General features: G+C 72.3%; 14 protein-coding genes. 10 read left to right on the forward strand and 4 right to left on the reverse strand.

Features of this window, described 5'->3' with window-relative positions; all coding sequences use genetic code 11:
- Nucleotides 1–36: 36 nt before the first annotated feature.
- A complete protein-coding gene (locus ACIP6W_RS13330; protein ID WP_066655367.1) occupies nt 37–318 on the reverse strand; it encodes an acylphosphatase in 282 nt (93 codons plus the stop codon).
- 102 nt (nt 319–420) lie between these two features.
- Here ACIP6W_RS13330 and ACIP6W_RS13335 point away from each other — a divergent pair, with 102 nt between their 5' ends.
- From ACIP6W_RS13335 to ACIP6W_RS13360, 6 genes are all read left to right on the forward strand, one after another.
- Nucleotides 421–1,140 (forward strand): NrtR DNA-binding winged helix domain-containing protein, encoded by a 720-nt coding sequence (locus ACIP6W_RS13335; protein ID WP_066655366.1) that lies wholly within the window; start codon nt 421–423, stop codon nt 1,138–1,140.
- Nucleotides 1,141–1,148: 8 nt separating this feature from the next.
- Entirely contained in the window at nt 1,149–2,420 is a 1,272-nt protein-coding gene (gene nadA, locus ACIP6W_RS13340) for a quinolinate synthase NadA (RefSeq protein WP_066655365.1), read from the forward strand.
- A 32-nt stretch (nt 2,421–2,452) separates the two neighbouring features.
- A complete protein-coding gene (locus tag ACIP6W_RS13345) occupies nt 2,453–4,210 on the forward strand; it encodes an L-aspartate oxidase (protein WP_400430002.1) in 1,758 nt (585 codons plus the stop codon).
- Nucleotides 4,207–5,094 carry a carboxylating nicotinate-nucleotide diphosphorylase gene (nadC, locus tag ACIP6W_RS13350; protein WP_400430004.1) on the forward strand — a complete coding sequence of 296 codons (888 nt, stop codon included), beginning with the start codon at nt 4,207–4,209 and terminating at the stop codon, nt 5,092–5,094. Before ACIP6W_RS13345 ends, nadC begins: the two co-directional genes overlap by 4 nt.
- Before the next feature lie 4 nt (nt 5,095–5,098).
- Entirely contained in the window at nt 5,099–6,283 is a 1,185-nt protein-coding gene (locus tag ACIP6W_RS13355) for a cysteine desulfurase family protein (RefSeq protein WP_400430006.1), read from the forward strand.
- Nucleotides 6,284–6,362: 79 nt separating this feature from the next.
- On the forward strand, nt 6,363–6,629 hold the full coding sequence (locus tag ACIP6W_RS13360) for a hypothetical protein (RefSeq protein ID WP_066655361.1): 267 nt from the start codon (nt 6,363–6,365) through the stop codon (nt 6,627–6,629).
- 285 nt (nt 6,630–6,914) lie between these two features.
- Here the strand turns inward: ACIP6W_RS13360 and ACIP6W_RS13365 are convergent, their stop codons facing one another.
- The gene (locus ACIP6W_RS13365; protein WP_400430008.1) at nt 6,915–7,376 is read right to left on the reverse strand and encodes an MSMEG_6728 family protein; all 462 of its coding nucleotides are present in this window, start codon (nt 7,374–7,376) and stop codon (nt 6,915–6,917) included.
- Between the two features lie 87 nt (nt 7,377–7,463).
- Between ACIP6W_RS13365 and ACIP6W_RS13370 the strand changes: the two genes are divergently transcribed.
- The gene (locus tag ACIP6W_RS13370; protein ID WP_209685020.1) at nt 7,464–8,060 is read left to right on the forward strand and encodes an NAD(P)H-dependent oxidoreductase; all 597 of its coding nucleotides are present in this window, start codon (nt 7,464–7,466) and stop codon (nt 8,058–8,060) included.
- A gap of 206 nt (nt 8,061–8,266) precedes the next feature.
- Here the strand turns inward: ACIP6W_RS13370 and aroQ are convergent, their stop codons facing one another.
- Nucleotides 8,267–8,746: a type II 3-dehydroquinate dehydratase gene (aroQ, locus tag ACIP6W_RS13375; RefSeq protein ID WP_400430010.1), complete on the reverse strand. Its 480-nt coding sequence runs from the start codon at nt 8,744–8,746 to the stop codon at nt 8,267–8,269.
- A gap of 136 nt (nt 8,747–8,882) precedes the next feature.
- Here aroQ and ACIP6W_RS13380 point away from each other — a divergent pair, with 136 nt between their 5' ends.
- Entirely contained in the window at nt 8,883–10,553 is a 1,671-nt protein-coding gene (locus ACIP6W_RS13380; protein WP_066655354.1) for a sodium:solute symporter family protein, read from the forward strand.
- A 24-nt stretch (nt 10,554–10,577) separates the two neighbouring features.
- The gene (locus tag ACIP6W_RS13385; protein ID WP_194074877.1) at nt 10,578–10,904 is read left to right on the forward strand and encodes a hypothetical protein; all 327 of its coding nucleotides are present in this window, start codon (nt 10,578–10,580) and stop codon (nt 10,902–10,904) included.
- 329 nt (nt 10,905–11,233) lie between these two features.
- On the opposite strand, the gene ACIP6W_RS13390 is transcribed toward ACIP6W_RS13385, so the two are convergent.
- Nucleotides 11,234–11,764 (reverse strand): DUF3800 domain-containing protein, encoded by a 531-nt coding sequence (locus tag ACIP6W_RS13390; protein WP_251159600.1) that lies wholly within the window; start codon nt 11,762–11,764, stop codon nt 11,234–11,236.
- Nucleotides 11,765–11,868: 104 nt separating this feature from the next.
- Here ACIP6W_RS13390 and ACIP6W_RS13395 point away from each other — a divergent pair, with 104 nt between their 5' ends.
- Entirely contained in the window at nt 11,869–12,276 is a 408-nt protein-coding gene (locus ACIP6W_RS13395) for a VOC family protein (RefSeq protein WP_245172227.1), read from the forward strand.
- The last annotated feature ends 17 nt before the right edge of the window (nt 12,277–12,293 follow it).

Genomic DNA, 12,293 nt, shown 5'->3' on the forward strand with positions numbered 1-12,293 from the left:
GTGTCGTCCTCGTGAACAGGTCCACCCCGAGCGCGGTCAGCGCAGGATCGCGAACCCGTCGCCGTCGCCGTGCGGGACCACGCTGCGTCGGGCGACGTCGGTGACCGTGGCGGTCGGCGGACCGGTGCGGAGGAACGCCATGAGGGCCTCGACCGCCTCGGACGGCCCCTCGGCCTCGACCTCGACGGTCCCGTCGAACAGGTTCCTGGCGTACCCGTCGAGTTCGAGCCCGTCTGCCTTGCGTGCGGTCCAGTACCGGAAGCCGACCCCCTGCACCGAGCCGGACACCACGGCGTGCACCCTCGTCACCGTCGTCATGGCGCCAATGTAGGCACGTCGGGGACCCTGCACGTTACGGCGCTGTTCCGGTTCCGTGAACCGCCTGATAGTGTCATTGCAACCCGAACACTTCGAGTCATCATGACACAAACACATCCCACCAGCATCCGCGTCGCGGTCTCCACCGTGATCGTCGCCCTGCGCCCGCACCCCGACACCGGTGCCCCGGCGCTGTGGATGCCGCTCGTGCGCCGTGTCGCCGATCCGTTCGAGGGGTCGTGGGCGCTGCCCGGTGGCTGGGTCGGCCCGGACGAGGGGCTCGAGGACTCCGCCGCGGCGCGCCTGCGCGAGACGACGAACGTGCAGCCGCGGTACCTCGAGCAGCTGTACGCGTTCGGCGACGTCGACCGTTCGCCGAGCCGCGTGGTGTCGATCGTCTACTGGGCGCTCGTCCACCCCGACGAGGCCGAGTCCGTCCCCGACGACTGGAACGTCCGCTGGTTCCTGGCCGACGAGCACCCCGCACTCGCGTTCGACCACGACCACATCGTCGCCTACGCCCTCTGGCGGCTCCGCAACAAGGTGTCGTACTCGCGGATCGCGCAGGCGTTCCTCGGGGACCGGTTCACCCTCGCCGAGCTGCGCGGGGTGTACGAGGCCGTGCTCGGGCGGACGCTCGACCCCGCGAACTTCCGTCGACAGGTCGCGCAGTCCGACGCCGTCATCGCGACGGACGAGACCACGAGCGGTGACCGGCACCGCCCGGCTCGGCTGTACCGCTCGAACCCCGACCTGGCCTACGCGGACAACGGCCCGCTGCAGCCCGCCCACCCCCGGCAGCACCACCCGCAGAACCGATAGGAACCACAGTGTCCATCGCCACCACGATCGAGCTCATCTCCAACGGCAAGGCCGACGGCAGCACCTGCACCCCCGACCTCGCCGCGCCGACCTGGGACTTCGACAGCCGCCCGGGCTACGGCCCCGGCTCGTCGATGTCCGACGTCATCCCGACCTCCGCACCGCGGCAGGGGCAGCTCCCCGACGAGTACCGGACCGCGAGCGACGCGGAACTCCACGAGCGCATCGAGCGGGCGAAGGCGACGCTGGGGGACCGGGTCGTCGTGCTCGGCCACTTCTACCAGCGCGACGAGGTCGTCCGGCACGCGGACTTCCTCGGCGACTCGTTCCAGCTCGCGAACGCCGCCCTGACCCGGCCCGACGCCGAGGCCATCGTGTTCTGCGGCGTCCACTTCATGGCGGAGACGGCGGACATCCTCGCCCGTGACGACCAGCGTGTGGTCCTGCCGAACCTCGCCGCCGGGTGCTCGATGGCGGACATGGCCGACATCGACAGCGTCGAGGCGGCCTGGGCCGAGCTCGCCGCCGTGTACGGCACCGAGCCCGACGCCGACGGCCGCGTGCCGGTGATCCCCGTCACGTACATGAACTCCGCCGCCGACCTCAAGGCGTTCTGCGGCCGGAACGGTGGGATCGTCTGCACGTCGTCGAACGCGGCGACCGTGCTCGAGTGGGCGTTCGAGCGGGGGCAGCGCGTGCTGTTCTTCCCCGACCAGCACCTCGGTCGGAACACCGCGAAGGCCATGGGGATCAGCACCGACCGCATGCCCATGTGGAACCCGCGGAAGGCGCTCGGCGGCAACGACGCACAGACCCTGCTCGACGCGCAGGTGGTCCTCTGGCACGGGTTCTGCTCGGTGCACCGCCGGTTCACGGTCGAGCAGATCGACCAGGCCCGCCGGGAGGACCCCGGTGTGCAGGTCATCGTGCACCCCGAGTGTCCGATGGCCGTCGTGGACGCCGCGGACGCTGCGGGCAGCACCGACCTCATCCGCCGGACCGTCGCCGCCGCCACCGAACCGACCTCGTTCGCGATCGGGACCGAGATCAACATGGTGAACCGGCTCGCGGCCGAGTACCCGCAGCACCGGATCACCTGCCTCGACCCCGTCGTCTGCCCCTGCTCGACGATGTACCGGATCCACCCGGGCTACCTCGCCTGGGTGCTCGAGGCACTCGTCCGCGGCGAGGTCCTCAACGAGATCACGGTGCCCGCCGACGTGCAGGCCGACGCCCGGGTCGCGCTCGAGCGCATGCTCGCCGCGAAGCCCCGCGGCTGACGGCCCCGCGCGAGGACACCGGGGACCGCACCGTGCACGTCGTCATCGTCGGGTCCGGCATCGCCGGGCTCACCGCCGCGATCCGCGCCAGCGCCCGCCACGACGTCACCCTGGTGACGAAGGGCGGGCTCGCCGACGGCGCCACCGCCGCTGCCCAGGGCGGGATCGCCGTCGCGCTCGGCGCCGACGACACCGTCGCGCTGCACGAGCACGACACCCGTGTCGCGGCCGTCGGTGGGGCCGATGCGCGCGCCGTCGCGCTGCTCTGCGCCGACGGGCCCGCCCGGGTGCGGGACCTGCTCGCGCTGGGCGTCCCGTTCGACCGGACGTCGGACCCCGCGTCCCTCGACCGCCACGGCGACGACCTGGCGCGCGGGCGCGAGGCCGCGCACGGTCGCTGGCGCGTCCTGCACGCCGACGGCGACGCCACGGGCGCAGCGGTCGAGCGCACGCTCGTCGCCGCCCTGCACCGGCAGCACGTCACGGTCCTGGAGCGCACCTGCCTCACCGACCTGGTCGTCCGGGACGGAGCGGTGGTCGGTGTGGACGTGCTCGACCTGCTCGGCGAGCCCCGACGCATCGAGGCGGACACGGTCGTGCTCGCCTCCGGGGGCGCCGGCCACCTGTACCGCGAGACGACCAACCCGCTGGTCGCGACCGGCGACGGCGTCGCAGCGGCCTGGCGGGCGGGGGCCGTCCTCGCCGACCTGGAGTTCGTCCAGTTCCACCCGACCCGGCTGGCCGTACCCGACGGTGGGCTCGTCTCCGAGGCGGTCCGCGGCGAGGGTGCCGTCCTGCGCGACGCCGCCGGACGACGCTTCATGAGCGCCGTGCACCCGGACGCCGAGCTGGCGCCGCGCGACGTGGTCGCCCGCGGCATCGCGGCCGCCGTCCGCGACCAGGGCGGCGCCCCCGTGCTCCTCGACGCCACGGGGCTCGGCGCGGACCGGCTCGTCGCACGCTTCCCCGGCCTCACCCGCGCGACCCGCGCGGCCGGCTTCGACTGGACGCGGGAGGGCGTGCCGGTCGCCCCGGCGGCGCACTACGCGATGGGCGGGATCGCCACCGACAGCGAGGGGCGCACCAGCCTCCCCGGACTGCTCGCCGTCGGCGAGGCCGCCTGCACCGGCGTCCACGGCGCGAACCGACTCGCGTCGAACTCCCTGCTCGAGGGGCTCGTCTTCGGCGTGCGGACCGCCGACGCGATCGGTGCCCCACGACCCGCGCAGCTGCGCCTGCGCGGCGACGCGGCCCTGCCCGTGCGCACCGTCCCCGACGACCAGGTGGGCACGGAGGCGGAGCCGCACCGTGCCTCCCGGCCGGACGGAGGGGTGCCGGGATCGACGCCCTACGGGACGGACCGCAGCGGACGGCCTGGAGGCGCCGCCCACCCGGACCGTGCCACCGACCTCCGGCAGGCGGTCCAGACCGAGATGACGGAGCGGGTCGGCCTGCTCCGGGACGCGGACGGACTCGCCGCCGCACGTCGCGCGCTCGCTGCGCTCCGGTCGCCGGTGGCGCGCACCGTGCGGGACCACGAGGACCGCGCCCTGCTCGACCTGGCGCGGGTCACCGCGCTCGCGGCGGCTTCCCGGACCGAGTCGCGCGGGGCGCACGCGCGCACCGATCACCCGGAGACCGATCCCTCCGCGCCGGTGTCGACCGGGTGGGTCCGCGCCGTCCGGCGCGGCAGCGCCCCGGCCTCCGTCCAGTCCAGCAGCACAGCGCAGTCCAGCAGCACCGCGCAGTCCAGCAGCACCGCGCCCGTCCAGCAGGGAGTCCCCGCATGACCACCACCACCGCAGTCGACCCCGGGACGATCCCGCCGCACGCCCTGCGTCGCGTGATCGAGACGGCGCTCGAGGAGGACGCTCCGTGGGGTGACGTCACGAGCGAGACGCTCATCCCCGTCGACGCCCGCGCGACCGCGACCATGGCCGCCCGCGAACCCGGCGTGCTGTCGGGCGGCGCGGTGTTCGCCGCCGTGATGCACGCCGTCGACCCCACGGTGCGCACGGAGCTGCACCTGGCCGACGGCGAGCCCTTCGACGCCGGACAGGTCCTCGCCACGGTGCACGGCCCTGCGCGCTCGGTCCTGCGCGCCGAGCGGGTCGGGCTCAACCTGGTGCAGCGGATGTCCGGCATCGCGACCGTCACCGCGCGGTACGTCGCGGCCGTCTCGGGGACGGGCGCACGGATCGTCGACACCCGCAAGACCACTCCGGGCCTCCGGGCCGTCGAGCGGTACGCCGTGCGCTGCGGCGGTGGCCACAACCACCGGAACTCGCTGTCCGACGCCGTCCTCGCCAAGGACAACCACCTGGCCGTGCTGCTCGCCGGCGGCACCGCGATCGGCGACGCCGTCCGCGGAGCCCGTGGTCGGCTCGGGCACACGGTCCACCTGGAGGTCGAGGTCGACCGGCTCGACCAGGTCGAACCCGTCGTCGCGGCCGGTGTCGACACGATCATGCTCGACAACTTCACGCCGGAGCAGCTCGTCGAGGGCGTGCGGCTGGTCGCGGGCCGCGCGCTCGTCGAGGCCTCCGGCGGGGTCGCGCTCGACACGGTGGGCGCGATCGCGCGCACCGGGGTCGACGTCGTCTCCGTCGGCGCACTCACCCACTCGGCGCGGGCGCTCGACCTCGGGCTCGACGTCGACGTGACCGGCGGCTGACCCGGTGTTCTACCTCGACCGCGCCGCGACCACCCCGGTCCGCCGCGAGGTGCTCGAGGCGATGTGGCCGTACCTCACCGGCGTCTTCGGCAACCCGTCGTCCACGCACGGGGTGGGCGAGGCGGCCGCCCGGGGACTCGCTGACGCCCGGGCGACGATCGCCCGGTTCCTCGGGTGCCGTCCGGGCGAGGTCGTCCTCACCACCGGCGGCACCGAGGGTGCGAACACCGCGGTCAAGGGCATCGCGCTCGCGGCACCCCGCGGCCGGCACGTCGTCACGAGCGCGATCGAGCACGAGGCGGTGCTCGAGAGCTGCCGGTACCTGGAGCGCCACCACGGGTTCACCGTCACGCTCGTGCCGGTCGAACGCGACGGGACCGTGACGCCCGAGGCGCTCGCGCGGGTCGTCCGTCCGGACACCACGCTCGTCTCGGTGGCACACGCCGACAACGAGGTCGGCACCGTGCAGGACCTCCCGGCCCTCGCGGCGGTCGCGCACCGCGTCGGCGCCCGGTTCCACACCGACGCCGTGCAGAGCGCTCCGTGGCTGCCCCTCGGGCTCGACCGGCTCGGCGTCGACGCGCTGTCGTTCTCCGGGCACAAGCTCGGCGCACCGAAGGGCACCGGCGCACTCGCGGTCCGGGGTGGGGTACCGCTCGAGCCGCTGCTGCACGGCGGGGGACAGGAGCGGGGGAGACGGTCGGGGACCGAGGACGTCGCCGGAGCGGTCGCCCTCGCCACCGCGGTGTCGCTCGTCGAGGGGGCCCGGGGCGCCGCTGCCGCCCGTGCGACCGTGACCCGGGACGCCGTGGTCGAGGGCGTGCTGGCGTCGGTGCCCGGTGCCGTGCTGACCGGGGCGGCGCCGGTCGGGTCGGCGCAGGGCGGGGCGGGTCGGCTCCCGGGGCACGCGTCGTTCTGCTTCCCGGCGGTGCCGGGTGGTCCGCCGGCGGTCAACGGCGAGACCGTGCTGCTCGAACTCGAGGAGCGCGACGTCGTGACCTCCTCCGGGAGCGCCTGTGCCGCGGGGAGCACCGAGGCCTCACACGTCCTCACCGCCCTCGGGCTGTCGGAGGACACCGCGCGCACGGCCCTGCGACTGACGTTCGACGACGGGCTCACGGACGAGGACGTGGCCGTCGTGGTGCGGGCGGTCGCCGAGTCGGTCGCCGCGGTCCGGCGCCTGAGCTGAGTGTACTAGACGTTCTACTCCACAGTTGGGGGTGATGTCCCCCCTTCTGCGGACAGCGATCGTCCGTCACGATGGAGCCATGGCGAACGCGATCACCACCCGGGACCGACAGGAGGTCCCCTTCCGTGCGGTCCAGCTCCTGCCGGCACCCGCGACCGTGGTCGCCATCGCACTCGCCGCGCAGCACGACCTCGGCACCGCCCCGCTCGGCGCCATCGCGACCGTGGGGGCACTCGCCACCGTCGTGAGTGCCCTGCTCCCGACGGTCGGCACCGCGGCACTCCGTCGGGCCATGCCCGCGCCCAGCGAGACGGACCGGTACCGAGGAGACACCGAACACCTCTGAGGAACCCACCACCCGAGGCCAGCACCGCGCGGTCCCGTCACCCCGGGGCCCGCGGTGCTCATGACCGGACGCAGCACCCCTGACCGCGTCCGGCGCCGGACACGACATCCCCTGTCGTCGTGCCCGAGCGGCCGCCGCGCCCGTCGTGGACGCGGCGCCGGACCCTGACCGGCGCCGCACCCCCTGTCAGTCCACGACGGGTCGCGGTGGCGTCGAACGGCCGCGCAGCTGCCGTCCCGCCGTCGAGCGGCGGCCGCCCGGTCGTCGTGCCCGGGGGTGAGCGTGTCAGTGTGCCGCCGGCGCGGGGACGCCCGGCCAGACGTAGTCCAGGTCGTCGGGCACGTCGGGGAACAACGGTCGGTAGTGCTCCGGCGCCTTCTGCACGAGCTTCGACCGGTGCGACGCGTGCACCGCCGGGTCGGCGTTCCACGCGGGCACCGCGAAGTCGCCGCGCTCGTACGCGACCAGGTCCTCGGGGACCAGCCCGAGGTCGGCCAGGGTCTTCTCCAGGCAGGTGTCGGCATGCCCGCGCTCGAGCCACACCCGGCACGTCGCGTCCTGGTAGGCCATCAGCGCCGGGCGGTACCCGCGCCACATGGCGACGACGGGGTGGTGCTGCCAGCCGTAGTCCGGCAGGGTCAACGCCCGCATCACCTGCAGGGTCTCGACGCGCTGCTTGCCGAGTCGCTTGTCGTCGAGGACCTCGGCCGAGGCGCGGAAGTCGGCGTACGGCAGGAACGTCTGCATCACCCGGACGGTACCCGTGCGTGCTGGTGGGCGACACAAGTCGTCACACCCGGACGGGCCCTCGGACGACGTGTGAGCATCGACCGCATGGACGGAGCACTCGTCGTCGGCGTCAGCGGCAGCCCATCGGACCCCTCGCGCACCTCGACCCTGGTCGGGGCGACCGTGGCGCGCATGGCGGAGGACCTGCCGGACGCCCGGACCGCACAGGTCGAGATCGGACCCCTGCTCGCGGACCTCGGTGCCGCGCCCTCCCGCGAGGCGATGTCGGACCGCACCCGGCGAGCGCTCGAGACCGTCGAGGCAGCGGACGTGCTCGTCGTCGGCAGCCCGGCGTTCCGGGCCGCCTACTCCGGTGCCTTCAAGCTCTTCTTCGACTGGGTGGGGCAGTACGACCTCGTCGACACCCCGGTGCTCCTGACCGCCACGGGCGGCAGTGACCGGCACGCACTGCTCGTCGAGCACCAGATGCGGCCGCTGTTCGGCTTCTTCCAGTCGACGACCCTGCCGCTCGGCGTGTTCGGGAACGAGCGCGACTTCACCAAGCGCGAGGGCGGGTACGACATCGCCAGCGTCGACCTCGAGCTGCGCATCGACCAGGCGGTCCGGCGCGCGCTGCCGATCGTCCGCGGAGGGTTCGCCGCCGTCGGCGCCGACGACGTCCGCCGTCCCGCCGACTTCTAGCCGCCGCCCGCCCGCCGCTCGCCCTCGCACGACGCGCCGCCGAGCGGGCACGACACGCCGCGCGTCGTCCGCCGAGGGGGCGATGTACGTCACGGTCGAGCGCGACCGTGACGTACATCGCCCGTTCGGAACCTCACCGGGACGGGACGTCTGGACGCGGGGCGGACGGGAGGCGCGTGGCGGGCGGGTGCCGCGCCTCCAGGCCGTCAGTCGGTCGGGTCGGCCACCAGTGACGCGACGTGGGCGACCGCCAGGCGGTAGCCGTCGGCGCCCGCACCGGCGATGACCGCGGTCGCCGCCGTCGCGACGTGGTCGACGTGCCGGAACGGCTCGCGCTTCCACGTGTTCGAGAGGTGCACCTCGACGACCGGGATGCTCAGTGCCTCGACTGCGTCGTGCAGCGCGACCGAGGTGTGCGCGTAGGCGGCGGGGTTGATGACCACCGCGACGAAGTCGTCGAGCGCCTCGTGCAGCCACTCGACGAGCTCGCCCTCGCGGTTGGTCTGCCGGAAGTCCGCCTCGAGCTCGTGGACCGCCGCCTCGGTGTGCACGATCGCCTCGAGCTCGGCGAGCGTCACGGTGCCGTACTGTGCCGGGTCGCGACGCCCGAGGATGTCGAGGTTCGGCCCGTTCAGGACGAGGATCCGCCGGGGGCGTGTCGTGGTGTCGGTGACCGGCTCGCTCATGGGGAGAGCCTACCGAGCGGCGGGGCTGCAGCGACGGCGACGGATGCGCGAGCTATGTGAACGGTCACATCGCGGTGTAACGTTCCCGCTCGGGTCGGCGCAGTTGCCGACTGCAACACACTGATGTGGAGATCGCATGGTTCTCGCTGCGGCGACCAACGGGATCCGGCTCGAACTGGGCTGGGTCGACTACTTGATGATCATCGTGTACTTCGCGGTGGTCATCGGCATCGGGTTCACCGCCCGCAAGCAGGTGCGGACGAGCATGGACTTCTTCCTGTCCGGCCGCTCGATGCCGGCCTGGATCACGGGCCTCGCCTTCGTGTCCGCGAACCTCGGCGCGACCGAGATCCTCGGCATGGCCGCGAACGGCGCACAGATCGGCATGGCGACGCTGCACTACTACCTCATCGGTGCCGTGCCCGCGATGGTGTTCCTCGGGCTCGTGATGATGCCCTTCTACTACGGGTCCAAGGTCCGGTCGGTGCCGGAGTTCATGCTCCGCCGCTTCGGCAAGGCGCCGCACCTGGTGAACTCGATCGCGTTCGCGGTGTCGAACGTGCTCATCGCCGGCATCAACCTCTACGCCATGGCGATCGTCATCGAGGCGATGCTCGGTTGGCCGGAGTGGCTCGCGATCCTGGTGTCCGCCGCGTTCGTGCTCGCCTACATCACCCTCGGTGGCCTGAGCAGCGCGATCTACAACGAGGTCATGCAGTTCTTCGTGATCATCGCGGGCCTCGTGCCGCTGACGATCGTCGGCCTGCACCGTGTCGGCGGGTGGGGCGGTCTCACCGAGGCCATCAAGCAGACCCAGGGCGTGCAGCACCTGCAGGCCTGGACGGGTACCGGCATCGGCGACGTCACGAACCCGATCGGGGCGAACTGGCTCGCCATCGTGCTCGGCCTCGGCTTCGTGCTCTCCTTCGGCTACTGGACGACGAACTTCACCGAGGTGCAGCGCGCGTTCTCGGCGAAGAACATGTCGGCAGCCCGCCGGACCCCGCTCATCGCGGCGATCCCGAAGCTCTTCATCCCGTTCATCGTCGTCGTGCCGGGGCTCATCGCCGCGGCCGTCGTGGGCAACCAGTTCGCCTCGGGGGAGCTGACCTACAACGACGCGATCCCGAAGCTCATCCAGATGTACCTGCCGACCGGCGTGCTCGGCATCGCGGTGACGGGTCTGCTCGCCTCGTTCATGGCGGGCATGGCGGCGAACGTCTCCTCGTTCAACACCGTCTTCACGTACGACATCTGGCAGCGGTACATCAAGCCGAACATGCCCGACCTGCACTACCTGAAGACCGGTCGCTGGGTCACGGTCGTCGGCGTGGTCGTCGGCATCGGCACGGCGTTCCTCGCCGCGCAGGCCGGCAACATCATGACCTACATGCAGACGCTGTTCTCGTTCTTCAACGCACCGCTCTTCGGCGTCTTCATCCTCGGACTCCTGTGGAAGCGGATGACCACCCAGGGCGCGCTCTGGGGCTACGTGCTCGGCATCGTGACGCCGACGATCACCTGGATCGCGTACCTCGTGAACCCGTCGCTGTTCTCGACGGCGACCGCCGAGACGATGTACGGCGCGATCATCTCGTTCGTCACGGTGCTCGTCGTCGGCGTGCTCGTCTCGCTCGCCACGAAGCCGAAGGACGTGTCGGAGCTCGGCGGCCTGGTGTACGGCGTCGGCAAGATCGACATGACCGCCGGAGCCGTCGCGACGGACACCGCCTGGTACCGCTCGCCCGCGCTGCTCGGCACCGTCGCGCTCGTGCTGTGCGTCGCCCTCTACCTGCCGTTCCTCTAGGCCCGGACCCGAAGGAGTACTCCCATGCGTGAGGACACCACGAAGCTCACCGAGGAGCAGGCGGCGCTCGTCCGCTCCACCCGCCGACTCGACCTGCGCCGCATCCTCGGCGGCCTGTTCGTGCTCTACGGCGTGATCACCACCATCGTCGGCATCGTCCACTGGGACACCGACCCCGAGAAGACCGGCGGCATCCACATCAACCTGTGGGTCGGGCTGTCGCTGCTCGTCGGCGGGCTGCTCTTCTTCCTGTGGGACCGGCTGAACCCGGTGCCTGCCGAGGACATCGTCGGGCAGGCCGAGGCCGAGGCCGACCAGCGCGCCGCAGGCGAGGGGCGCGAGCGGGTCTGACCCCGCTGCGCGCGGCTGCACGGCCCGCCTGACACGAACGGGCGTACCCGGCACGAACGGGCGTACCTGGTCGGTCGATCCGACCTGGTACGCCCGTTCTCGCTTCGCGCTTCGAGCGTTCTGGGAAACACCGGGCGGCCAGGAGGCACGGGGCGGTTGACGGCGTCGGTCATCGTTCCTAGCATTGACATGTCGGTCGCGTGTTGCTCGACCGGAAGTGAGCCCCGGATACGCCTGCAGCCAGCGCGGGCCCGGGGCTTCGCGCTGTCCGGGCCTCGGGGCCCCGGTGTCACGACACGTCGGTTCGCTCCATCGCACGACGAGTTGCTTCAGCGCACGACGACGATCTCTGCGCCGATCTCCTCGTGCATCCCGGACGCGTACGCGCCGCAGGCCAGGTCTGCGAGGGCGACAAGGGGCTCGTCCGTCCCTCGGACGTGCTCGTACCGGACCGATCGACCGACGCCTCGTCGACGGAGCGCATCGAACATCGACCGATCGGCAGCATCACAGGAGGCTCCTCGCGACTCGAGCACGACGTGCTGCACCCCGCGGACCTCGAGCTCCCACACGAGGCGCTCCAAGCACGACCGACGTCGCCGCTCCGCTCGCGCAGGGGCACCGTCGTAGCGAACGACCAAGACCGCTGCCGCGACGGCGAGCAGGTCCAGCCAGGAGATGCGCTGTGTCCGGAGCGCCTCGTACCAGTGCAGCTTCCGCATGCGGGAGGGCTTGGCTGACCGGACCGCCGCACGCGCAGTCTCGGCTCGGCACTGAACGACCACCACCGCCGCGAGGACGTAGCTGGTGTGATCGAGCCCACCGCCGGGCTCTGACTCGTCGACGTAGGCCCGCTCCATGTGACCAGAGTATGACGTACCAGTCGATTGCAGAGAGGAACGGTTGCGCTCGACGGGCGGCTGCGCCAGGTTGGTGCTCGACGAAGGGAACCACCGTGGAGCAGATGGTGTTCATCAACCTGCCGGTCACCGACCTGGACCGGGCAGTCGGCTTCTACGAGGCGCTCGGCTACACGGTGAACCCGGAGTTCACCGACGAGACCGCCGCGTGCATCGTCGTGAGCAGCACCGTGTACGTGATGCTCCTCACGCATGCGAAGTTCCAGGAGTTCACCGACGGGACGATCGCCGCCCCCGGGACGGTCGAGGTGATCAACTCGCTGAGCGCAGCCTCGAAGGACGAGGTGCACCGCATCGTCGACGCCGCCGTCATGAGCGGCGGGAACGAGGACCGCCCGGAGACCGACCTCGGCTTCATGTACCAGCGCAGCTTCACCGACCCGGACGGCCACCGGTGGGAGTACGTCTGGATGGACCAGGCCGCGATGACGGGCGACGGCACCGACCGGTGACCCCGGGGTCGTCGGTG

The sequence above is a fragment of the Curtobacterium sp. NPDC088465 genome, from assembly GCF_044753165.1.
Classification (GTDB): Bacteria; Actinomycetota; Actinomycetes; order Actinomycetales; family Microbacteriaceae; genus Curtobacterium.